The 22,187-nt window shown below is 45.5% G+C and carries 21 protein-coding genes and 2 pseudogenes; 9 read left to right on the top strand and 14 right to left on the bottom strand.

The features are described 5' to 3' along the window. The first annotated feature begins 12 nt into the window (after positions 1-12). Both nirD and cobA read left to right on the top strand, forming a co-directional pair. Positions 13-333, top strand: coding sequence for a nitrite reductase small subunit NirD (gene nirD / locus HC660_RS01865; RefSeq protein ID WP_010332967.1), 321 nt, complete (start codon positions 13-15; stop codon positions 331-333). Positions 334-392: 59 nt separating this feature from the next. After that, the gene (cobA, locus tag HC660_RS01860) at positions 393-1,844 is read left to right on the top strand and encodes a uroporphyrinogen-III C-methyltransferase (protein ID WP_168746893.1); all 1,452 of its coding nucleotides are present in this window, start codon (positions 393-395) and stop codon (positions 1,842-1,844) included. Positions 1,845-1,871: 27 nt separating this feature from the next. Here cobA and HC660_RS01855 read toward each other — a convergent pair whose 3' ends face one another. Beyond that, positions 1,872-2,882: an NAD(P)/FAD-dependent oxidoreductase gene (locus tag HC660_RS01855; protein WP_168746892.1), complete on the bottom strand. Its 1,011-nt coding sequence runs from the start codon at positions 2,880-2,882 to the stop codon at positions 1,872-1,874. Positions 2,883-3,051: 169 nt separating this feature from the next. On the opposite strand from HC660_RS01855, the gene HC660_RS01850 reads away from it, so the two are divergent. The 3 genes from HC660_RS01850 to HC660_RS01840 all read left to right on the top strand — a co-directional run bounded on the left by HC660_RS01850 (position 3,052) and on the right by HC660_RS01840 (position 5,750). Beyond that, a complete protein-coding gene (locus tag HC660_RS01850) occupies positions 3,052-3,906 on the top strand; it encodes an alpha/beta fold hydrolase (protein WP_168746891.1) in 855 nt (284 codons plus the stop codon). Between the two features lie 97 nt (positions 3,907-4,003). Further along, on the top strand, positions 4,004-4,888 hold the full coding sequence (locus HC660_RS01845) for a permease (RefSeq protein ID WP_168746890.1): 885 nt from the start codon (positions 4,004-4,006) through the stop codon (positions 4,886-4,888). Positions 4,889-4,892: 4 nt separating this feature from the next. Continuing rightward, positions 4,893-5,750 carry a TIGR03943 family putative permease subunit gene (locus HC660_RS01840; protein WP_168746889.1) on the top strand — a complete coding sequence of 286 codons (858 nt, stop codon included), beginning with the start codon at positions 4,893-4,895 and terminating at the stop codon, positions 5,748-5,750. A 36-nt stretch (positions 5,751-5,786) separates the two neighbouring features. Here HC660_RS01840 and putR read toward each other — a convergent pair whose 3' ends face one another. The 7 genes and pseudogenes from putR to HC660_RS01805 form a co-directional block, all read right to left on the bottom strand. Continuing rightward, entirely contained in the window at positions 5,787-7,022 is a 1,236-nt protein-coding gene (gene putR, locus HC660_RS01835) for a proline utilization transcriptional regulator PutR (RefSeq protein ID WP_010332961.1), read from the bottom strand. Between the two features lie 154 nt (positions 7,023-7,176). Next, positions 7,177-8,631, bottom strand: coding sequence for a sodium/proline symporter PutP (putP, locus tag HC660_RS01830; RefSeq protein ID WP_168749354.1), 1,455 nt, complete (start codon positions 8,629-8,631; stop codon positions 7,177-7,179). Between the two features lie 91 nt (positions 8,632-8,722). Further along, on the bottom strand, positions 8,723-10,270 hold the full coding sequence (gene pruA / locus HC660_RS01825; protein WP_168746888.1) for an L-glutamate gamma-semialdehyde dehydrogenase: 1,548 nt from the start codon (positions 10,268-10,270) through the stop codon (positions 8,723-8,725). A 16-nt stretch (positions 10,271-10,286) separates the two neighbouring features. Beyond that, the gene (gene putB, locus HC660_RS01820) at positions 10,287-11,198 is read right to left on the bottom strand and encodes a proline dehydrogenase PutB (RefSeq protein WP_081638229.1); all 912 of its coding nucleotides are present in this window, start codon (positions 11,196-11,198) and stop codon (positions 10,287-10,289) included. A gap of 187 nt (positions 11,199-11,385) precedes the next feature. Continuing rightward, positions 11,386-12,168, bottom strand: a complete 783-nt coding sequence (locus HC660_RS01815; RefSeq protein WP_168746887.1) for a nucleotidyltransferase domain-containing protein — start codon at positions 12,166-12,168, stop codon at positions 11,386-11,388. Between the two features lie 81 nt (positions 12,169-12,249). After that, entirely contained in the window at positions 12,250-13,206 is a 957-nt protein-coding gene (cah, locus tag HC660_RS01810) for a cephalosporin C deacetylase (protein ID WP_010332956.1), read from the bottom strand. A 157-nt stretch (positions 13,207-13,363) separates the two neighbouring features. Continuing rightward, positions 13,364-14,271, bottom strand: a pseudogene (locus HC660_RS01805) (LysR family transcriptional regulator). A gap of 32 nt (positions 14,272-14,303) precedes the next feature. Between HC660_RS01805 and HC660_RS01800 the strand changes: the two are divergent. Beyond that, positions 14,304-14,543 (top strand): annotated as a pseudogene (locus HC660_RS01800) (class I SAM-dependent methyltransferase); the annotation flags it as partial. Between the two features lie 140 nt (positions 14,544-14,683). On the opposite strand, the gene HC660_RS01795 reads toward HC660_RS01800, so the two are convergent. Then, positions 14,684-15,244: a shikimate kinase gene (locus HC660_RS01795; RefSeq protein ID WP_127696038.1), complete on the bottom strand. Its 561-nt coding sequence runs from the start codon at positions 15,242-15,244 to the stop codon at positions 14,684-14,686. A 347-nt stretch (positions 15,245-15,591) separates the two neighbouring features. Between HC660_RS01795 and HC660_RS01790 the strand changes: the two genes are divergently transcribed. Then, entirely contained in the window at positions 15,592-16,380 is a 789-nt protein-coding gene (locus tag HC660_RS01790; protein WP_168746886.1) for a sugar phosphate isomerase/epimerase family protein, read from the top strand. Between the two features lie 54 nt (positions 16,381-16,434). Further along, positions 16,435-17,028 (top strand): tunicamycin resistance ATP-binding TmrB, encoded by a 594-nt coding sequence (tmrB, locus tag HC660_RS01785; protein WP_168746885.1) that lies wholly within the window; start codon positions 16,435-16,437, stop codon positions 17,026-17,028. Between the two features lie 84 nt (positions 17,029-17,112). Here the strand turns inward: tmrB and nadE are convergent, their stop codons facing one another. Together nadE and HC660_RS01775 are read right to left on the bottom strand one after the other, a co-directional pair. Continuing rightward, positions 17,113-17,931 (bottom strand): NAD(+) synthase, encoded by an 819-nt coding sequence (nadE, locus tag HC660_RS01780; protein WP_010332951.1) that lies wholly within the window; start codon positions 17,929-17,931, stop codon positions 17,113-17,115. A gap of 131 nt (positions 17,932-18,062) precedes the next feature. Then, the gene (locus tag HC660_RS01775; protein ID WP_010332950.1) at positions 18,063-18,659 is read right to left on the bottom strand and encodes a DUF1989 domain-containing protein; all 597 of its coding nucleotides are present in this window, start codon (positions 18,657-18,659) and stop codon (positions 18,063-18,065) included. Between the two features lie 130 nt (positions 18,660-18,789). Between HC660_RS01775 and HC660_RS01770 the strand changes: the two genes are divergently transcribed. After that, complete coding sequence (locus HC660_RS01770) at positions 18,790-20,130, top strand: amino acid permease (RefSeq protein WP_168746884.1); 1,341 nt, start codon at positions 18,790-18,792, stop codon at positions 20,128-20,130. A 1-nt stretch (position 20,131) separates the two neighbouring features. On the opposite strand, the gene HC660_RS01765 is transcribed toward HC660_RS01770, so the two are convergent. The 3 genes from HC660_RS01765 to HC660_RS01755 all read right to left on the bottom strand — a co-directional run bounded on the left by HC660_RS01765 (position 20,132) and on the right by HC660_RS01755 (position 22,132). After that, positions 20,132-20,893: a YqcI/YcgG family protein gene (locus HC660_RS01765; RefSeq protein WP_168746883.1), complete on the bottom strand. Its 762-nt coding sequence runs from the start codon at positions 20,891-20,893 to the stop codon at positions 20,132-20,134. Between the two features lie 70 nt (positions 20,894-20,963). Then, on the bottom strand, positions 20,964-21,593 hold the full coding sequence (locus HC660_RS01760) for a LysE family translocator (protein ID WP_010332947.1): 630 nt from the start codon (positions 21,591-21,593) through the stop codon (positions 20,964-20,966). A 74-nt stretch (positions 21,594-21,667) separates the two neighbouring features. After that, positions 21,668-22,132: a MarR family transcriptional regulator gene (locus HC660_RS01755; protein WP_010332946.1), complete on the bottom strand. Its 465-nt coding sequence runs from the start codon at positions 22,130-22,132 to the stop codon at positions 21,668-21,670. Between the last annotated feature and the right edge of the window lie 55 nt (positions 22,133-22,187).

Below are 22,187 nucleotides of genomic sequence, written 5' to 3'. Positions count from 1 at the left end.
GGAGGAATGGACATGGTGAACAAAGACGTCACAAAAGTATGTATCGGAAAAATCGAAGAATTGCCTGAACAATTAGGAAAAACAGTGTATATTGAAGATAAGGAGCTTGCGGTCTTTAAGCTTTCAAACGGGAGCATCCGCGCCATTGAAAACCGCTGTCCCCATAAGGGCGGCGTCCTTGCAGAAGGTATCGTCAGCGGCGAATATGTCTTCTGTCCGATGCACGACTGGAAAATCTCCTTGGAAGACGGAATCGTTCAAGAGCCGGATCACGGCTGTGTCAAAACATACGAAACGCTGATCGAAGGAGAACACGTTTATCTCGTATATTGATCAAAGACCGGATCACTTTCAAAGTGATCCTTCATTTTTTACAGTGACGGAAGGATGACATGATCATGAAAAACGGAATCGTATATTTTGTGGGCGCCGGACCTGGAGATCCAGGGCTCATCACCATAAAAGGAAAACAAGCGCTGGAGGAAGCGGATGTCATTTTGTATGACCGGCTCGCAAACCCAAAGCTGCTCGAATACGCATCACCTGACTGCCAGTTCATTTATTGCGGAAAACTGCCGGACCGCCATTTTATGAAACAGGCAGAGATCAATGCCCTGCTAATTGAAAAAGCGTCGGAGGGATTAACCGTTGTCCGTTTGAAGGGCGGAGATCCCAGCGTATTTGGCAGAGTCGGCGAGGAAGCAGACGCGCTCCACCAGCATGGCATCCGCTATGAAATGGTGCCGGGCATCACCTCGGGAATCGCCGCGCCGCTGTATGCAGGAATCCCCGTCACGCATCGGGATTTCGCTTCGTCCTTCGCCATGATTACCGCACATGATAAATCCTTAAAAGGCACGCCGAACCTTGACTGGGAAGGGCTTGCCCGAAGCGTTCAAACGCTTGTGTTTTACATGGGTGTGAAAAACCTGTCATTTATTTGCCAGCAGCTCATCGAGTACGGAAAATCTCCTTCTGTCCCTGTCATCGTGATTCAATGGGGAACGTGGGGCCGCCAGCGGAGCGTAAAAGGAACGCTGCAGGATATCCATCAAAACATACAGGAACAGCAAATCACAAATCCCGCCATTATCGTCATCGGTGATATTGTAAACGTTCAAACACACAGCTGGTTTGAGAGCAAACCATTCATCGGGCAGCATATGATGGTAGTCACTCATAACGAAGATGAGCATACACTGGCATACAAGCTGCGCGAATATGGAGCCGATGTCATCGAATGGCCGAAATGGCGAACTGAAAAAATGCCTGTCAACGGGGATATTCTAGAACAGATCAGCACCTTCGAAGATATTTTCTTCACATCACGCCGTGCGGTTTGCGAATTTTTTCAAGTCCTCGCATCCAAACAAATCGACATTCGCCAGCTGACCGCACGCCTGAGTGCAGCGTCAGAAGCAGGAAAGGCAGAGCTTATAAAACGCGGCTTCATCATATCCGAGCACCATCACAATTCACCTAAAAAGCTGATTGTCGGCAGCCGTCATTCAGTAGAAGAAATGCAGAAATCAGAGTCCTGTTTGTGCTATATCACCCATGAAAACGTCATAGATGAGCGATTCACCCGCATGACCGAGCGTACGATCAGTGAGTCTCCTCTGCACATGATCATTTGCCCCAGCAAGCTGTCCGCTCAGCAATTGATCAGCGCGGGAGAAGAAATCGGCATTTCAACAGAACCGTCCGCAAGCCGCCCCCCTGTCATCTGTATAGGCGACGACACGCCCGCCGCTGCATACGGGTTTACTGCCGTACAAGACCATAAGCAATTATTTGCGTTTATACAAAATGAGCAAGTGGAGAAAAAGCTCCTCCACAGCTGATGAACAGCCCTTTTCCAAAGGGCTTTTTTATTTATGAACCAATTTTTTGTGGTGGGTGGAATACATCGCCATATTTTCCGCCTGAGGGTCCAGATAAGATTTCGCACTGTTGACGGCAGTCGGGCCTTCTGTAAAACCGCCGGCAATCAATCTGAGCTTGCTTTCATAATAAGCCGCGTCCCCCGCAACAAACACGCCCGGAAGATTTGTCCGCATATGTCTGTCAGCTTTAATCCGGCCTTCTTCAATCTCGAGACCCCAATCCTTCATCGGGCCGAGATCAATTTTAAACCCGTGATTAATAATGAGCTCATCAAGCTCGATTTCCTCGGGATGTCCAGACGCCGCATGACAAACGGTGACGCTTTCGATGCGTTCATCTGTGCCGATAAGATGTTCAAGCCGATAAGGAGTAAGCACCCGCACAGATGACTGCTTCATTTTCGTCACGCTGCTTTCCAGTCCGCCGAATTCCTCTCTGCGATGCACGACAGTAACAGACGCCGCAATCGGTTCCAGCTCATTAGCCCAATCGACCGCAGTATCTCCCCCGCCAGATATCACGACCCGTTTGCCTTTAAACGCATCAAGCTTCTCCACTTTATAATGAAGATTTTTTCCTGCATACCGGCTTGCATCCTGGCTGTCAAACTCATTGACCTCCAGCGTGCCCATGCCGACAGCCAAAATAACGGTTCTTGTATAGTGCTTCTCCCCCTCAGAGCTAGTCAGCACCATGGTTCCGTCATCCAGACGCTCAAATCCGGTCACTCGCTGATTCAGCACAATATCAGGGTCAAACGTCGCCGCCTGCTCCTTCAGCTGTTCGATCAGCTTCTCACCGGCAATCCCCGGTATCCCGCCAATATCGCGAATCATCTTCTCAGGGAAAAATAAAGACACCTTTCCCCCGAGCCGCGGCAAAAACTCGATCACTTTCGTTTTCAGCTCCCGCATGCCGCAGTAAAAAGCCGTAAACAGCCCGATCGGCCCCCCGCCTATAATCGTGACGTCATACACCTCTTGATTTTCAGCCATCCGTCCTGCCTCCCGTTCCAAATCTATCATTAATGTTATAACGTTTAATTGAGAATGAATATCAATACAAAGTATATCATATTTCCCGAGCCTTTGTTTATTCATTTCTTCTCCTTGTGGTAAATTGTTGAAAACTCTATAATAGGCAGAAAACAAATGGGAGAAACAGATGAAAAGACAAGTCGAAACGATCACTTTCGAAGGACACAAACTGGAATATTCTATAACAGGCAGTGGAACCCCCATTCTTGTCATGCATGGCGGGCATTCAAATTGTTACGAGGAATTCGGGTACACGGCGCTGGTTGAGCATGAATATTCCATCATCACTCCTTCAAGGCCCGGCTATGGACGGACTTCAAAAGTGATTGGAAAAAGTCTTGCCGACGCCTGCCGTTTCTATGTGAATTTATTAGATCATTTACAAGTCGACAGTGTCCATGTGGTGGCCATCTCAGCAGGAGGGCCGAGCGGCATATGCTTTGCCTCACATTATCCGGAAAGGGTAAACACTCTAACCCTGCAATCCGCGGTCACCAAGGAATGGCTCACCCCCAAAGATACTGAATATAAAATGGGGAAAATCCTCTTCCGCCCACCGGTGGAAAAATGGATATGGAAGCTGATTTCTTTTCTAAATAACGCCTTCCCGCGTTTCATGTTTCAAGCCATGAGCCCACAATTCAGCACACTATCGTTTCAGCGAATCAAGTCCATGATGGATGAAAAAGACATAGAAGCATTTCGGAAAATGAACAGCCGGCAGCGCTCAGGTGAAGGCTTTCAGCTCGACTTGTCACAAACAGCCTCTATCTCTTCAAAAGAGCTGCAGGCCATCTCATGCCCCGTACTGATTATGCAAAGTGTTTATGATGGATTTATCGACAAGTCACATGCACATTATGCAAAAGAACATATTCCTGACGCTGTTCTCTGTTTGCTTCACTCATGGGGACACCTGATTTGGCTCGGGAAAGAAGCTGCTGAAACAGATAGAATCATACTTGAATTCATGGAATCCTAAACAAGGTGAAACGATCCTTCCTCCTCTTCCGTCAAACAATCAGTGCCTTTTTTCGTGATATAATCAGAGGCAGCTTACCATGAGCGGAGGTTTTATTGTGACAGCACAATCGTCTTTTCTTCAGCTGAATTCTATTTTTATCAGTATTTTAATAGAAGCCATTCCGTTTATTCTGATTGGCGTCATTCTGTCCGGAATCATTCAAATGTTTGTTTCTGAAGAAATGATTGCAAGGATCATGCCGAAAAACCGGTTTCTCGCAGTCTTATTTGGTGCGCTTGCCGGCATCTTATTTCCCGCCTGCGAATGCGGCATTATCCCGATTACGAGGCGGCTTCTGCTAAAAGGGGTTCCCCTGCATGCGGGCGTTGCTTTTATGCTGACCGCTCCTATCATCAATCCCATTGTTTTGTTTTCTACGTATATTGCGTTCGGGAATAGATGGAGCGTTGTCTTTTACCGAGGCGGGCTGGCGCTGGCTGTCTCGGTGATTATTGGCATCATCTTATCCTATCAATTTAAGGATAACCAGCTGTTAAAGCCCGATGAAGCCGGGCATCACCATCATCATCACCACACCCTGTTTCAAAAGCTGGGAGGGACCTTGCGTCACGCCATTGATGAATTTTTCTCCGTGGGGAAATATTTAATTATCGGCGCCTTTATCGCAGCCGCGATGCAGACGTACGTCAAAACATCCACTCTGCTTGCGATTGGCCAGAATGATGTATCTTCTTCCCTCGTGATGATGGGTCTGGCGTTTGTTTTGTCGCTTTGTTCAGAAGTGGATGCATTTATTGCGTCTTCCTTCAGCAGCACATTTTCTTTAGGCTCGCTCATCGCCTTTCTCGTCTTCGGTGCGATGGTTGATATTAAGAATCTCTTGATGATGCTCGCGGCCTTCAAAAAACGATTTGTTTTCCTGCTGATTACGTATATTGTCGTGATCGTCTTAGCGGGATCACTACTTGTAAAGGGGTGATTGGATGTTTCGTCTATTGGTGCTGATGGGATTTACATTTTTCTTTTATCATCTGCATACCTCAGGAAATCTAACAAAATATATCAATATGAAATATTCCTATCTGTCCTTTATTGCGATCTTCCTGCTGGCCATTTTGACAGCTGTTCAAGCGTATTTGTTTGTCAAATCGCCTGAAAAAGGCGGGCATCATCATGACGATGATTGCGGCTGCGGCCATGATCACGAGCATGACCATGAACAAAACAAACCATTTTATCAGCGGTATTTTATTTATCTTGTTTTTCTTTTTCCTTTGGTGTCAGGCATCTTTTTTCCGATTGCGACACTTGACTCATCTATCGTCAAAACAAAAGGGTTCTCGTTTAAGGCCATGGAAAGCGGAGACCACTACTCCCAAACCCAGTATCTGCGGCCTGATGCCAGCCTTTATTATGCGCAAGACAGCTATAACAAGCAGATGAAACAGCTGTATAAAAAATATTCTGGTAAAAAAGAGATTTCTCTGACCGATGATGATTTCTTAAAAGGCATGGAAACCATTTATAACTATCCAGGCGAATTTCTCGGACGGACGATTGAATTTCATGGATTTGCGTATAAAGGAAACGCGATTAACAAAAACCAGCTGTTCGTATTGCGGTTTGGCATTATTCACTGTATCGCTGATTCCGGCGTGTACGGGATGCTTGTGGAGTTTCCGAAGGACATAAACATCAAGGATGATGAATGGGTTCAAATTAAGGGCACTCTTGCCTCAGAATATTATCAGCCATTCAAATCCACCCTTCCTGTCGTGAAAGTGACAGACTGGAACACCATAAAAAAACCTGATGATCCGTATGTTTACAGAGGCTTTTAATTGAAGACGAAACCAGTACAAGTACTGGTTTCTTTTTTATTTCTTTTTCATCAGCATCAAATCAAGATAGAGCTGGCATCGCGTTCTGAAATCGCTTAAATCGATGGATGTCATCTCAAGAATCTGCTTGATGCGGTAATTTAATGTGTTTTGGTGAATAAACAGCTGTTCCGCGGCTGGTTTTGTTTTGCAGTTGTTGAGGAGATAAATTTCCAGCGTCTTCAGCAGCTCGGTGCTGCTTTCTTGGTCTTTTGCTTTTAGTAAGGCTAAATCCTTATTCTCGTATTCCAAAAAGTCATTTTTCTGTTCAATGCTTTCTAAATAACGATAAATACCGAGCTTCTCATATTCATATGGAATGTTTTCCTGGTTGCCGGTTATTTCTGCGGCTTTAATGACTTCCAATGCTTCTGTATAGCTTTTGCCGAGCTTTAAGATGTGGTCATATTCGTTTCCGATACCGATATAGATAGGGGTAGGAATTTTTTGAAAGTGAAAATGTGTTAACAGCTTGTTAATGAATTCAGCAGCTGCTGAGGAGGCGGAGCTTTTTTGGGAAAAACTCGCTACGACGATGACAATATTTGATTCTATCGTTAAGACATGACTGACTTTATCCCGCAAATTCAGGTAAGACCTGATATTTTCCTTTAAATCTTCCACCGCTTCCCCATCCCCATTCGCGGCGTGCAGGATGACAACTGAAAACACAGAAGGCAGCACGGTGTTAATTCTCTCAGCTTCCCGCCTGAGCTCCTTTTCAGAAATAAATTGCTGATAGATAGCCCGTTTGATGAGGTCCTCAGCTCTTTCTTCCTTTTCCTGTTTCAGCTTGTTCGCTTTATAAATAATTTTTCCGACATGGAAGGAGGTCTCGTACAAAAAGTCGAGCTCTTCGTCTGTCAGATCACGATCCAGTTCCTGAATCCAGATGTAGCCCATGACTTCCCCTTTATGCTTTGCACTCACGACTACCCTCTGATTTAACCCAATGCTCTCAATTTTATTGACGCGAAAAGGCTCAGGTTCTGTTTTCAGCTTTTCAATGATCCCGTCCTTCAAAAACCTCTCAAAAATCTGAACCGGACATTTTTTTGAAAAAATAGTCTGCTGGTTTGCAGAATCAAAATGGTTAATATAGTAAGAATTGTAGGCTAACAAAAAGAAATCCGCGCTTTCCAGTATCACTGGTTTTTGCAGCTCATAGCTGATAAAGTCAATCAGCTTATCAACATCTGAAAATGAAAAAACTCTCTCTAAAAGCTCTTCCATACCTTTTTCTCCTATACTTTTTTTTTACTTTAATCATATCCATACGGGGTCTTTTTGTATAGAAAAAAATACGTTTGTTTCCAAAAGAAAAAACAACGGTCTTAAAAGGAGAAAAGAGGAAAAAGGGACATCCCCTTCCTCCTCCTTTCGATCTTTATTGTGACATCGTATCTTGGTAGTCTTTAAACTGGTCTGTAACATCTTGTGACGGAGCCTGCGTCAATACGCTGACGAAAAAGACCGACAACAGACTCGCAGCAAAACCAGGTATCATTTCATACAGAAAGCCCGAAAGACCGGCATTCGCCCAAATGATTACAGTTGCTGCTCCCACAATCATGCCGGCGAGTGCCCCCCATTTGGTCATTCGTTTCCAAAACAGACTGAGCAGTACAACCGGCCCGAATGATGCACCGAAGCCCGCCCACGCGTAGCTGACCAACCCAAGGATGGTATTGTTTTTCTCCCAAGCCAGAACTAACGCGACAATTGAAACAGCCAGCACAGCCAGACGGCCCAAAAACACCAGTTCTTTATCAGAAGCTGAGCGCCGGAACATCGACTTATACAAATCCTCTACCAAGGAGCTTGACGTAACAAGCAGCTGGGAAGAAATTGTACTCATAATGGCCGCTAAAATCGCAGAAATTAGAAACCCTGTAATAATTGGGTGGAATAAAATATTTCCTAATTGGATAAATATGGTCTCCGGGTCCTTCAATGACATGCCCCGCTGATGGTAATAAGCGATTCCGCCCAAACCTGTCAGCACTGCGCCGACTGCCGAAAGAATCATCCATCCCATTCCAATTCTGCGTGCTCTTTTTATCTCTTTGACAGATGTAATCGCCATAAAACGCACAATGATATGCGGCTGGCCAAAGTAGCCCAAGCCCCATGCAAACAGTGAAATGATGCCAAGAACACTGGTTCCTTTAAAAATATTAAACATATCAGGGTCCACAGAGCGGATCTCAGCAGTTGTTTCACCTATTCCCCCGGTGTGGAAAAACGTAACGATAGGAACGAGAATAAGTGCTGCAAACATAATGATCCCCTGAACAAAATCTGTCCAGCTGACAGCCAGAAAGCCCCCAAACAGGGTGTACGCGACAACAACACCAGTCACAATCCACAAGCCGGTGTGATAATTCATCCCCAAGATGCTGTTGAATAAGACGCCGCCGGACACCATTCCGGACGATACATAAAATGTGAAAAAGACTAAAATGACAATTCCTGAAAACAGTCTGAGGAGCTTTGTTTGATCTCCGAAACGATTTTCAAGGAATCCGGGAATCGTAATCGAATTCCCCGCTTTTTCTGTATATGTTCTCAGCCGCGGCGCGACGTAGAGCCAGTTTGCCCATGCTCCAAGGCAAAGCCCGAACACAATCCAAACGCCGCTTAGTCCAGTTGAAAACATGGCGCCCGGAAGCCCCATCAGCAGCCAGCCGCTCATATCGGCAGCTCCCGCACTGAGAGCGGTTACAGCCGGACCTAAGGAACGTCCTCCCAGCATGTAATCCGTCAGGTTTGACGTACGTTTGTAGGCAAAGTAGCCGATCAGCAGCATCCCCGCCATATAAATACAAATCGAAATAATCAGCTGTGTGTTTTCTATAGCACTTCCTCCTCTTTTTTATAGTATATGGATGAAATGGACACCCCCGCAGGGAGGATGCCCATTTAGTCCCGCTTTAGAACATTTCACTGATTGTTTTTGCCTGCATGTGCAGTGCCAGGTAATCCGGACCGCCGGCTTTTGAATCTGTGCCGGACATTTTGAAGCCGCCGAATGGATGGTAGCCAACGATGGCTCCTGTACAGTTGCGGTTAAAGTACAGATTTCCAACATGGAATTCTTGTTTCGCACGCTCAATGTGCTTGCGGTTGTTTGTGATTACCGCTCCCGTTAAACCGTACTCAGTATTGTTCGCCACTTCTAATGCTTCATCAAAGCTTGATACTTTAGAGAAAGCGACAACAGGCCCGAAAATTTCTTCCTGCATGAGTCTTGCTTTCGGATCAAGGTCAGCGAAGATCGTTGGTTTGATGAAGAATCCTTTTGAATCGTCACCAGTACCGCCGCTTACTAATCGGCCTTCCTCTTTTCCGATCTCGATATAGCTCATAATTTTATCATAAGAACCCTGGTCAATGACAGGTCCCATGTAAACATCTGCGCTGTCAGGGCTTGCCGTTACTTTAGACTCTGTGATTTCAATAACGCGCTCTAATACTTGATCATACACTTTTTCATGGACAACAGCACGTGAACCTGCAGAACATTTTTGGCCCGCAAAGCCGAATGCAGATGTAAAGATGGATTGAGCCGCCAATTCAATGTCCGCATCCTCATCGACAACAACCGTATCCTTACCGCCCATTTCAGCGATAACACGCTTTAAGTGCTGCTGGCCTGGCTGAACTTTTGCCGCGCGTTCGAAGATTCTCGTACCGACTTCTCTTGATCCCGTAAACGTGATAAGGCTTGTTTTTGGATGGTCAACAAGGTAGTCACCGACTTCCGCTCCGCTTCCAGGAACAAAGTTCACAACGCCTTTTGGCAGGCCGGATTCTTCAAGAACCTCAACGAATTTCGCAGCAATAACAGGCGTTGCGCTCGCAGGTTTAAGAACAACTGTGTTACCGGTAACGATCGGCGCTACTGTTGTTCCCGCCATAATCGCGAACAAGAAGTTCCAAGGCGGAATAACGACTGTTACACCAGTCGGCGTGTATACATATTGGTTTTTCTCGCCTTCACGGCTGTTGACCGGTTTGCCTTTTGCCAGTTCAATCATTTGGCGTGCATAATATTCCATGAAGTCAATCGCTTCAGCAGTATCAGCATCTGCCTCGTTCCAAGGCTTCCCTGCTTCTTTCACGAGCAAAGCGGAAAATTCATGCTTTCTGTTGCGGACTTTGGCAGCCGCGCGGAACAGGACAGCCGCTCTTTCTTCCGGAGACGTGTATCTCCACTCTTCAAAGGCTTTAGCCGCCGCTTCAATGGCTTGCTCAGCGTGCTCTTGAGAAGCTTTTGAGACTCTGCCGACAACCTCTTCTTTATTAGCCGGGTTAATGGAAACGATCTTCGCTTCTGTTTCCACTCTTTCACCGTTGATGATAAGCGGATAGTCTTTTCCTAAATATTCGTTTACTGTCGCAAGCGCTTTTTTAAACGCTTCTACGTTGTTTTGGTCTTGGAAATTTGTGAATGGTTCATGTTTGTAAGGTGTTGTCATTGTAATCTCTCCTTTTTTACTTCTTCGTCATTCCTTTGAAGGCAAATGCAATATTTGACGGACGTTCTGCCAGGCGTCTCATAAAGTAGCCGTACCAATCCTCTCCGTAAGGCAGGTAGACTCTCATGTTATAACCTTCTTTTACGAGGCTGAGCTGGGTTTGCGACCGCATGCCGTACAGCATCTGGAATTCAAACATGTCATTGGAAATGCCGTTTTCCCTGGCAAGCTGCTTTGTATAATCGATCATTTTATCGTCATGTGTCGCAATCGCTGTGTAGTGACCATTTAAGAGCTGCTTTCGGATGATTTTTTTGTAGTTCTCATCGACATCGCTTTTTTCCGGAAAAGCCACTTTTTCTGATTCCTTATATGCTCCTTTTACAAGACGAAGGAACGGTTTCAAAGAATCCAAATCGTCAATATCGTTTTCCGTGCGGTACAGATAGGCCTGCAACACCGTGCTTACATACTCATATTTCCTTCTGAAATCCTTGAATATATCAAGCGTTTTCTGGCATCTGACCTCGTCTTCCATGTCTATGGTGACCATGACTTTATGCTTCTCGGCCGTCTGGACGATTTTCGTCATATTTTCATACACCAGATCCATATCTATATCGAGACCTAAAGACGTCATCTTTAAAGAAACGTGTGAGTTCAGCTGCTGATCCGCAATGGTCTCAATGGTTTGGATGCATTCTTCCGTGCGTTCCCTTGCGACCTCGGCGCTGTTCACAAACTCGCCTAAATGATCGACAGTAACTGACAAGCCTTGGCTGTTAAGCTGTCGAATTGTCGGGATTGAACTGTTAAAATCATTCCCGCCGATAATTTTACCCGCTGCTACCCGGCTTCCCCAGTTTCTCGCCATCTTATTGAGAAAGCCGCTTTTGGATAAAAACAAGAAAAAATCTCTTGTGATCACTTCCAACCTCAACACCCCGCAATCTAAGAAGTATTTGTATGAGTTTATTGTAAATGGACAAAACCTCCGTTCACAATATTCTCAAAATACAAAGATTCTGATTATTTTTGTGGGTTTCTCACAATCAGATAGTTAGAAAGTCGGGGGACTTCCTGTCGAAATATGGAGAGGGGAGCGACATGAAACATCAGCTTCCTCCATCATTCCACACTTCTTCAACAGTATTCAAAAGCAACCGATTCAGCTCAGGCGTGATATCTTTTTTGATGATTTTCAGCGTTTTCGCCGCCTCCATAATCCTTTCAATCTCTGTTTCAATGAACTGGTGAATCACATGAATTCTTGCTTCAAGATCCAGTTCTTCACCTTTTCTTTTGCGCCCAAGCAAGGTTTCCATCTCTGCTCTCAGTTCGGGTTCCGTAATCAATTCATTCATCAAAACAGTAAAATCCATCGGTGGAATGGTTCCGTGCTTTTCAATCCACTTACACGCCAGTATCGGCCGCAGCACGTAAAAATACTTTTTGATTTTCACCTCTTGCCCTTGCAGGTAATCCTTGACATTTCTTTTTGCCATATTGATATAGTGATACACACTGGCTTCAGGCTTAAACGCTGTGCTTCGCAGCTTTCTCAGCTGCTCTGCGGTCGTAAAGGCTTCGTAATACACAATGTCTGAGGACAGCCACTCAAGCAGCGGAGGGTTTGATTTTTTGAATAGATGGAGCGTTTTTCTCAGTTCCCAGCCGCTGATGTCCAACAAGTCGTGAATCGGCTCTTCAATGACATCCCTCTCCTGCTCAATTGAAAAATACCACTCCTTTTTCGGCACATAAATAAAGCGGACATCATAATCGCTGTCTTGCGATGGGAATCCCCAAGCACGGCTCCCTGATTCAACGGCATACACGATTTTAACGCTGTACTCTTGCTCAATTCGTTTTAGTTCATCAATGATTCTTTGTTTCATATATATTCGTCTCCCGTCTTTTCTCATTCCGGCTGTCTGCAGAAAAAAACCGCCCGATGATGCGGCGGCTCTTCACGTCTGTCAGCCTTTAAGATGCTGCTTAAAAAAGGCAAGCTTTTCCGTTTGAAAGGCAGGGATATACTCATGCCCAAAGTAGCGGTACACCTTCAGCTCTTTTTCTGTCTCCAGATGGTTATAGGCCGCAAACACAGTAGAAGGCGGCGTAATCTTGTCAATCAGCCCGATCGACATCAGTACAGGCACCTTCACCCTGTCAGCCAGATTCATAATATCGAAATACGTTAGTGTATTCATGGCCCGCTCTTCTGTTTCCGGGCTGCCATTTCTTCTGAAAAAGGAATTGATTTCGAGATACGGCTGTTCAAGCGCCACATCGATGGCTCGCTCGAAATTGCTTAAATAAGGATAATCAGCAACAGCGGCTTTCGGAATATCTGACAGAGCAGCGGCCGCAATGGTTATGCCTCCGCCCTGGCTTCCGCCTGTCACGCCGATTCTTGTTTCGTCGACTTCATCAAAGCTGCTGATGACTTCAAGCGCGCGGACGGCGTCCAAATAAACTCCCCGGTAGTAGTATGTATCTTTATCAAGAATTCCTTTTGTCATCCAGCCCAATGCGTGTCCGTGCGGAGAAATACTGGTGTCCTCGCTGCCCTGCTGGCCGCGGACAAGCATGCCGAACGCAGCGTATCCGTGCAGAGCCCAATTGACCATTTCATGAATGTCTCCGTCATAGCTTGCATTGTAGCCGTGATATTTGACGATCGCCGGGTGCGGGCCTTCTTTGTCAGGCACCGCATACCAACCGGCAATGCTGGCATTTCCAAAACTTTTATATGTAAGGCGGTATACCTTCACTCCATCAGCAGGATAATCAACCGGCTGTAAGTCAGGAACTGCTTGAACTTCGGCAAGCTCATTCAAAGAGGACTTCCAAAACTCAGAAAAATCTTTTTGGGCAGTTTTGTCAGGTTTATACGTTTGCAATTGGTCGAGCGGCATATCGAATAGTTGCATTTCCGATTATTCTCCTTTGTTTAATAAGATTTAGTTTATTTTATACTATCACGTTTTGAATCTATTTTCTAAATTTTTTAACATCTGTTTTCTGATTCAATCCCTCGATGTGAACTCGTTCTTGTGATGAATAGGCTTCTATCCTTGAACACCATACTCACTCTTCTTGATCAAACGTTTGTTTAACCGATTCCCGGCTAAATTCCATAAAGGCCTGTGCGGTCAGACTGACATAGCGGTTTTTTAAAAATACAAAAACAAGAGTGCGTGAAGGCGCGGATTGAAGCGATAAATAGATGACACCCGGATCTTTGTCCCTATTGACCATATTTGGGCCAGTGTTACCCCAAACCGTTTGCGACAAGGGATTGCGCGGTTACGATGTAGCTCGTTATAAACGCCGCGAGTGGCTTAAAGCCGCTTTCCGCGCATAGGTCAAGTACCATCCGGCGAAAACCGTAGCCCTCCTTCAGCAAAATAAAAAGAACGTGCTTTGCCATCTCAAGCGGCACGCACGGCTTCCGGCTCCCCTCACCTTCCAGCGCTTTATCAATCAGTGCAGTCATTTCGAGCGGCATCCACCTTTGTTTTTCCTTTGATACGGCAAGAACGATCGGCTCAGTAAGCAAGGGTTCGATGGAGAACCTCTCGTCCTCAATCGGCAAGGATAACCTCTCACTTTGCCGTTATCTCCTCTAAGGCAGCCGGGTCTTTTTCGATAAGCTGAACCTCCACATGGGGATAATGCGCCAAAAACTGCTTCAGAAGCCGGGGGGAAAGGTATATCTCCCTGTTACAGATCGAAAGCTTGTGCCCCAGTCCTGCCTGCATCTTCACCAGCAAGTCATCCCTTAATCGAATGATGTCCTCAGCCTTTTCAATGAGATGGCGGCCGTGCGGTGTCAGCGTAACAGAGCCGTGTGACCTGTGAAAAAGAGTAAGCCCCAGCTCCGTCTCCAGCTTCTTGATTTGCTGGCTGAGAGAAGGCTGGGCTATATGAAGGTGCTCCGCCGCTTCGTCCAAGATATAAAAATGATCATAACAGAAATTGTTAACATCATCCATATCATAACAAACAAAGATGAAAGAGCTGGTTCATTTGGCCAAACGAAACTCCGTTTTCAAAAACGCTGTGATGTATCGTGATGAGAAGGTATTTGCTGATGGGATTTAACGATGCTGATCAAATTTGCGGAATGCCGTGCAGAGCAGCAAGTGCTTGATGCGGAGCGGGAGCGGGCCATACGGTGCTGGCATTTGCCCCTTATGTCCAAGAATGCATCGGCATTGATGCGACGCAGGGAATGGTTGACGTTGCTTCATCTTTTGCGGAAAAGCCGCTGTGAATGTACACTTTCAGACAGCGTCTGACGAAGACCCATAGACACAAAACGGAAAGCCTGAATCCTTTTGCTTAAAAACGATATTCATCCAAGGCGTAAAGCGATAAAAAAAAGCCGTGCATCCCGCACGGCTTTTACATTGGCTGATAAAGATCCCAGCCGATTTTTAGCGTCTCCACAATGTAATCTGCAATCTCTTCGGGAGCAAGGTTGTCTGTTTCCACTTTTGAATTGTGCTTATCATAAATGACTTTTCTCTCGTTAAACAGCTGCTCCATTTCGTCCATTGACCGATTATGCAGCACCGGGCGGCTTTCGATCAGCAAATTCGCGCGCTGCTTCCAGTTCTCCCAAGACAGATCGAGGTGAAGCACCAGACAATGTTCGAGACAGCACTTTCTGATTTCCTCTTGTTTAAAAGAGCCTCCGCCAAGTGAGACAATTTTAAATCTTGTATGATGGCATAGATTCAGGATATATTCTTTTTCTGTTTTCCGGAAAAAGTCCTCACCTTTTTTTTCAAACATCTCAGGGATCGACATGTTGAAATCCTTTTCGATTTCTTGGTCAATATCGATAAAATCTCTATATAATTTCTTAGCGACCAATTGGCCGATTGTCGTTTTTCCTACACCCATGAATCCAATCAGGACGATATTTCTTTCTCTTACTGGGATGGCTCGTTTAGCGTTCATCTTCGGCGAAATCCTCCTAAGGAATGAAAGTTTATCTTCATTATATGCTGATTTTGCGAATATTTATATAGGTACCGGCTCGGGCTTTCTCTATTTCATCGTCATCCGTTCAAGCTTTCCTACAATAAAACATGAGAAAACGCAATAGACGAAACGTCGTTTTTGAGCAGCCGGCTCCGTTTCTTTTTTGCGTTCAACCTTCTTGGTCGGATGAAATTCATTGTACAACATTTTCAGACATAATTTAATACTTCGACGCAAAAAAGCATTAAATGATTAAAAACACCCTTCCTCTATCTGCGTTTATCCGTTTTTCATCAGGGAAAAAGATGACGGGAGGGATTGAGATGAAATTAAGCTTTTGTACAACCGGGTGTAAAAAGCAAAATATAATGGACGTCATTTCCTTTGCGAAGGAGCAGTCCTTTGACGGGATTGATTTGTGGTACGGCCACATCGAACAGTATGAACAGGACTTCGGGCCGCTGGACGACCTTTATACTCTGCTGCAGCAACATAATTTGAAGGTGCCCGCGGTCAGCTTATACACCGATTTTGTGACACAAGGAGAAGAAGAGACAAAAGAAGCAGTGAGAAAAGGGCTTCGGGCGGCGAGACAGCTTCACAGCCCGCTCATTCGCGTATTTGCCGGGAATCAGGCGTCAAACAGAACGTCGCCAGAAAAATGGCTGCGTGCGGTTGAGCAATTTCAGCAGGCTGCGCAAATGGCAGACGGCTATGAGGTAAATATCGGTCTGGAAATTCATTACGATACGTATGCCGATACACCTGAAGCTGCTTTAACATTTTTGAAGGATGTCGCCCATCCGAGACTCCGAACGATTTTTGACGGGTCAAATCTGCACGTGAACCGAATTGACCAGCTGCCGGCTTTAGAAAAAACCTTTCATACGATCAGCCATATCCATTTGAAAAACTATCGCTGGAATTTTGAGAACTGGTATCTAAGCGAACCCACTCCGATTTTTCAAGGAGATCTTGATCAAAAAGCATTTTTAAAAGAACTGATAAACAGACAATATGATGGTTTTGTTTCTCTTGAGTATTTTGGAGAACATGCCTTCACGCATATAAAAGAATCGCTCCGCGAATATACGGCTGTTTTTTCCCGCTGACTCTTCGATCGAAGGGTCTTTTTATGTATCATAAACAAAAAGGGGGAAATCACGATGATCGTGTGGATAAACGGGGCGTTCGGTTCCGGAAAAACACAAACGGCGTTTGAACTGCATAGAAGGCTGAAACCGTCTTACGTATATGATCCTGAAAAGATGGGGTTCGCGATGCGTTCAATGATACCGCCGGATATCGCTGAAGAAAACTTTCAAAGCTACCCGCTGTGGCGGGAATTCAATTACAGCATGCTTTCCTATTTGTCAGATACATATCAGGGCATCATCATTGTGCCTATGACCATTACGAACGATCAATACTTCGATGACATTATTGGCAGGCTGAGACAGGACGGCCGGATAATTCATCACTTTACCCTGCTGGCTTCAAAGGAAACATTGCTGAAACGCCTGCGCACCAGAGCGGAAGGGAAAAACTCCTGGGCCGCAAAGCAAATCGACCGCTGCCTCAACAGCCTGTCTGATAGCCTCTTCACAGAACATCTCCATACAGACCAAATGTCTATTCAGCAGGTCGCAGAAACAATTGCTTCCCAAGCAAATCTGCCGCTTGAGCCTGATTCGAGAGGCAGCCTGCGAAGGTTCACTGACAGATTAATGGTGAAGCTGAACCATATCCGCATCAAATAAAAGACGTTTTGAAAATATGTCCCTGATACATGTAAAGGAATCAATAAATAAAAAGCCCACTACGAGAGTGGGCTTTTTATCATGTTATTTCCACCAGTCATCAAACATAGAAGCTGGGACCTGACGCTTATGCTCCGTCATGCTGTAGCGTTTCTCCAGCGCTTCTGACGCTTTCGCCGATACTTCTTTTCCTTCGAGATAATCGTCAATTTCATCATAGGAAATGCCTAGCTCAGTTTCATCGGACTGCTGCGGCTTTTCATCCAGCAGATCAGCAGTCGGTTCTTTTAAGTATAAGCGTTCTGGTGCACCCAGCTCTTTCAGCAGGCTTCTTCCCTGACGCTTTGTTAAGCCTGTCAGCGGCAGAAGATCTGCGCCTCCGTCACCGTACTTCGTAAAGAAACCAGTCACGGCTTCGGCCGCATGGTCTGTTCCAATCACAAGAAGGCCTTCTTGGCCGCCGATCGCGTATTGAGCAATCATTCTCGTTCTCGCTTTTACGTTTCCTTTATTAAAGTCTGTCAGCTTATCGCCTGTCTCTTGCTGATATTGATCTGCAAAAGCGCTGACTGTTGATTGAATGTCAAATTTCCATGATTTATCCGGCTTGATAAACTTCAGAGCGAGCTGGGCATCATCTTCATCCTGCTGTGTGCCGTGCGGAAGACGGACCGCGATAAATTGAGCGTCTCCGCCCTCCTCGCGAATGCTTTCCACTGCAAGCTGAGCCAGTCTTCCCGCAAGTGTGGAATCTTGGCCGCCGCTGATGCCAAGCACAAGTCCTTTAGCGCCGGTTTTCTTTACATATTGTTTTAAAAAATTGACTCTGTCCTCAATTTCTTGCTTTGGATCAATTGAGGGCTTCACATGTAATTCACGCATAATCTTTTCCTGCATGCTCATCCCAATCATTCCTCCTGTACATTATTGCTTATTTACTGAATCATTTCCCTAAATCGATGAAAATGAATCATAACTGTTATGTATCCATATTAACTATAGCACAGGTCTTATTTCATAGTGAATAAGTGAGATCAGCTGACTTCAACCCGTATGGACGTCACACTGTCGCCATTGCACTTTCCTTTTTCAATCGGACAGGAAGAAAACGCGACAATCAAATCCATCTCCGCCCTGAGTCTGACGTAATCCCCGGCATTTGACAGGGGCGTTTCCACAGACAGGTTCCCCTTTTCATCTAAAACAGTATTCATAAAAATCGCAAACGGATAATGCATATGCGGCTTCGGCACGCCGAACTGCTCAAGCGCCCGGTTCATATTGTCATAACACGTATCCTGGAACTCGTCCTTTTGTTTTCCGTATAAGAGCCTGTTCATGTCAGGACGGCAGGCGGGCAGAAGCAGGTCATGCTTGCCGACCGTATCCTCAATGAGCGTCAGCATCGGTTTATACAAATTAGAGTAAATATGATCGTTGACCTTCACATGAATGGAATGATTGGCATCAATGGTCGCTCCCTGGTCAAGATGCTCATAAAAATCCTTTGCATGGTACGCCACAAAATCAGCAACCTGCTGCCCCTCTACATCAACCACCTTCAAAATCTGGCCCTTTTTCAGCTTCAGGCCGAGCCCTTTCTTCGGCTGAACGATATATTGCTTTGTCATCCGCTTCGCTCCTTTTTTTATTTAGTATGAACGTTTGCCATCGCCTCCATGTAAAAAGAGGCAAAAATCCGATGCATATAAGCCTTGCGCGGGTTGCAATCTAACCTTAGATAAAAGGGGTTGAATGTAAATGAGTCAAACAAAAAAAGACCAAGAAAAAGGAAATCTGGCTTGGTGGCAGCTTTCATTAATCGGGATTGGATGCACAATCGGAACAGGATTTTTTCTCGGTTCCAGCATCGCAATTGTAAAAAGCGGATTTTCCGTTCTATTATCATTTCTCATTGCGGCGATCGGCACGTATTTTGTATTCGAACAGCTTGCCAAACTATCGGCAAAACACCCTGAAAAGGGCTCGTTCTGTTCATATGCGAGAAAAGCATTCGGAAGGTGGGCCGGCTTCAGCAACGGCTGGGTGTACTGGTCATCTGAAATGCTGATTACCGGAAGCCAGCTGACAGCCATTTCGTTATTTACGAAGCATTGGTTTCCCCAAGTGCCGCTGTGGGTATTTGCCTCCATCTACGCTGTACTTGGGCTTCTCATTATTTTTACCGGACTTTCTGTTTTTGAAAAAACAGAAAACGTGCTGGCTGTTATCAAAACTGCCGCTATCTTCATGTTTATCGTTATTGCCATTCTGGCTTTGTGCGGCATATTGTCAGGCGGAAAGCCGGAGGTGCAGATTCCGAATGAGACAAAAGAATTTTTCCCATTCGGAGCTATGGGGCTGTGGACAGGCCTTATTTATGCATTTTACGCGTTTGGCGGAATTGAAGTTATGGGGCTCATGACGGTTCATTTAAAGAAGCCGGAGGAAGCCTCAAAGTCAGGCAAGCTGATGCTGGCAACGCTGGCGATTATATATATCATTTCAATCGGGCTCGCTTTGCTATTAGTTCCTTTACACAAGTTTACAGAACAGGACAGCCCATTTATTACGTCTTTAAAAGGATTTCATCTCGAAGTGATTCTTGATATTTTCAACGGCATTTTTATTATCGCGGGCTTCTCGACCCTTGTCGCTTCACTCTTTGCTGTGACAACATTGCTTTGTACGATGGCCGATGACGGCGACGCGCCGAAATGCTTTACTCTAAAAGAAGGCAAAAAAATATGCTGGCCCGCGCTCGGATTAACATTTGCGGGGCTTATCGTGTCTATCGTACTGTCTTTAGTGCTGCCTAAAAATATTTACGAGCACATGACAACAGCGGCCGGTCTTATGCTTTTATACACTTGGCTGTTTATCCTGTTCTCTAGCAAAAAGCTGACCAATCCGGCAGCCATGGCGAAAACGCAAATTTATTTGGCGACAATTCTGATCGCGGCGGCTGTGTCCGGCACGCTGTTTGAAAAATCAAGCCGACCCGGATTTTTTGTCAGCTTGGGATTTCTAGCTGTCATTGCCGTTGTCACCTTGATTTATCAAAAAAAGCAGGGACATAAAGACCGCCCTGCCAGCTCGTGAACTATTTCATTTTGTTAAACATGTTCTTTAAATATGAAAACGGGCATTTTGATACCTGTTTTTCATCATCCCGGAGAAAATACTGTTTCCATTCCCGATTATCCTTTCCTCCGTACCAGCCTAAATGCGGATGAATCGGAGCTTGATCGTAAGCCTGTAAACGGGATCGGATCAGCCTGCTCATGTTTCGGCCAAATGGGGTTGAATCATTTAGATTTTCAAACACCCATCTTGGCTGAAACGTGATCATAAAATAAGGGAAGCTTCGGCTTCTCCTCGCATCATGAGCCGGCGTTGCACACAGAATAAAATACGGCTCGCCGTTAAAACAAAACTCCCACTTATAATGCTCTGGATCGGCCGGCATATCTGCCGGCCACTCTTTTTCATCTTGTTCGCTCAGTCTATTTAAAAAGCTCCAAAACAGCTCTTCATACGCCTCAATGGAATAATGCTCAGCCAAATCCTCCGGTGTATCAAACAACACAACGAGAGATGCGTATTTTCCTGTGTCCCGCGATATTTTGCCGTACTCCGCAAGCAGTGGCGCCAGTTCCTCCGCTGTACGGTTTTCCCGCGGATCTCCGGCAAAAGCAATGCGAAGCTGATCAGTCAGAAACGCCTGGCGGCCGGGAATGCACGGAAACGTATCCGCGTCATCCGCTACAGTTTCTGCCAATAGCTCAAAAGCGATTCTTTGCCATTCCGGGAACTCAGTTTGATTCCGTTCCAGAAAACTTTTGGTGTAAATCCCTTTCACCATTGATCCACCTCCAGTATCATCTGGATACTATATTAAAATGGAAGGCGGCAGGTGACTGTCCTTTCATGCATCAGCCCAATAACTCTTTGATGCCCTGATAACCGAAGTAAAACCCGAATACAAGAAGAGATATGCCCGCGATTGCGGTCAAGCCCCTTAACAGCTTTTCATTAAGCAGGTTTCTGAAAGTGCTGGCTGCAATGGCCATGCAAAAATCCCAGATTAAGATACCGATCATAATGCCGGAACTATAAATGAGTAGCTGATTCACATTGTAAGTCTCAGCCGTTTTCGCAAGAATGCTCCCGTAAATCCCAAGCCAAAACAGGATGCTCAGTGGATTGGACAGTGAAATGAGAAAACCCGATGCAAATGTTTTTCTGTAGGACGGCTTCCCCTTCGAGCTGCGTACATCCATCGCTTCCCTGATATTCTTCAGCGTTTCAATACCGGTATAGGTCAGTACAAAAAAGCCGAAGAGCCACAAAAACGTTTTTACGAATGGAGCGGTCAGAAACTGTGACAGTCCGAAATAGATGAAAATCATATACAGTCCGTCAGCAGTCATGGCGCCTAAACCAAAAATCCACGCATGCCAAAATCCATTTTTAATGCCTTTATCGATTTGCGCCGCATTGACAGGTCCCACAGGCGCAGACAAGGACAGCCCCAGCACAATATAACTCAAAAAAGTGTTCACCGGCCCGTACTCCCCTCTCTTACTCAACTTGTACAATTTATTCGGGAACGGGCCAAGCTATGCACAAAAATCACCTATTGTTTCAACCGGTCAAGCTCTTCCTCCATAATATCGGAGGCTTTGCCGATAAAACCGAAAATCAGTTCCAATTCCTCCTCCGTATACTCGCGGCACAGATCCATCGTGGACTCTGACAGTGAACGGAACAAATCCTTCACATGCTGTTTAGAAGCGGTAAGGGGCACGATAATCACTCTTCTGCGGTCGTTCGGGTCCCTTTCACGAGCCACATACCCCGCTTTTTCCAGCCGGTCAACAAGCGCCGTAACGGAACCGGTGCTGAGTCCCGTTTTTTTCCCCAGTTCACCGGCCGTCATTGGTCCTGCTTCATTTAATATGTCAGCTGATTTCAAATCGGTAGGAAACAGACCGAGAGCTTGAGCAGCCGCCTGATGAAACAGAATGGTTCTAGTGCCCAATTTCCGAAAAATCTGAATGGCGGCCTTTTCCAACTCACTTCTGGAATTTCTTGTTGACAACTGACAGTCCTCCCTATAAAATCAAATTTATCTTGATAATCGAGATAATTAATAA

The sequence above is a fragment of the Bacillus mojavensis genome, assembly GCF_012648005.1.
GTDB classification, from domain to species: domain Bacteria; phylum Bacillota; class Bacilli; order Bacillales; family Bacillaceae; genus Bacillus; species Bacillus mojavensis.
Note: the sequence above shows the minus strand (reverse complement) of the source record. Positions and strands in the feature narration are given on the sequence as shown.

What these genes read in the sequence shown, in the direction of transcription:
- cah (WP_010332956.1), bottom strand. Translation starts at nt 13,206, where the DNA reads ATGCAACTATTCGATATGCCGCTCGACCAATTGCAAACGTATAAACCT.
- HC660_RS01855 (WP_168746892.1), bottom strand. Translation starts at nt 2,882, where the DNA reads ATGGCTGAAAATCAAGAGGTGTATGACGTCACGATTATAGGCGGGGGG.
- HC660_RS01815 (WP_168746887.1), bottom strand. Translation starts at nt 12,168, where the DNA reads ATGAAACAAAGAATCATTGATGAACTAAAACGAATTGAGCAAGAGTAC.
- putR (WP_010332961.1), bottom strand. Translation starts at nt 7,022, where the DNA reads ATGGAAGAGCTTTTAGAGAGAGTTTTTTCATTTTCAGATGTTGATAAG.
- HC660_RS01775 (WP_010332950.1), bottom strand. Translation starts at nt 18,659, where the DNA reads ATGACAAAGCAATATATCGTTCAGCCGAAGAAAGGGCTCGGCCTGAAG.
- nirD (WP_010332967.1), top strand. Translation starts at nt 13, where the DNA reads ATGGTGAACAAAGACGTCACAAAAGTATGTATCGGAAAAATCGAAGAA.
- HC660_RS01795 (WP_127696038.1), bottom strand. Translation starts at nt 15,244, where the DNA reads ATGAACGCTAAACGAGCCATCCCAGTAAGAGAAAGAAATATCGTCCTG.
- HC660_RS01770 (WP_168746884.1), top strand. Translation starts at nt 18,790, where the DNA reads ATGAGTCAAACAAAAAAAGACCAAGAAAAAGGAAATCTGGCTTGGTGG.
- HC660_RS01840 (WP_168746889.1), top strand. Translation starts at nt 4,893, where the DNA reads ATGTTTCGTCTATTGGTGCTGATGGGATTTACATTTTTCTTTTATCAT.
- pruA (WP_168746888.1), bottom strand. Translation starts at nt 10,270, where the DNA reads ATGACAACACCTTACAAACATGAACCATTCACAAATTTCCAAGACCAA.
- HC660_RS01850 (WP_168746891.1), top strand. Translation starts at nt 3,052, where the DNA reads ATGAAAAGACAAGTCGAAACGATCACTTTCGAAGGACACAAACTGGAA.
- cobA (WP_168746893.1), top strand. Translation starts at nt 393, where the DNA reads ATGATCATGAAAAACGGAATCGTATATTTTGTGGGCGCCGGACCTGGA.
- HC660_RS01790 (WP_168746886.1), top strand. Translation starts at nt 15,592, where the DNA reads ATGAAATTAAGCTTTTGTACAACCGGGTGTAAAAAGCAAAATATAATG.
- nadE (WP_010332951.1), bottom strand. Translation starts at nt 17,931, where the DNA reads ATGAGCATGCAGGAAAAGATTATGCGTGAATTACATGTGAAGCCCTCA.
- tmrB (WP_168746885.1), top strand. Translation starts at nt 16,435, where the DNA reads ATGATCGTGTGGATAAACGGGGCGTTCGGTTCCGGAAAAACACAAACG.
- HC660_RS01765 (WP_168746883.1), bottom strand. Translation starts at nt 20,893, where the DNA reads ATGGTGAAAGGGATTTACACCAAAAGTTTTCTGGAACGGAATCAAACT.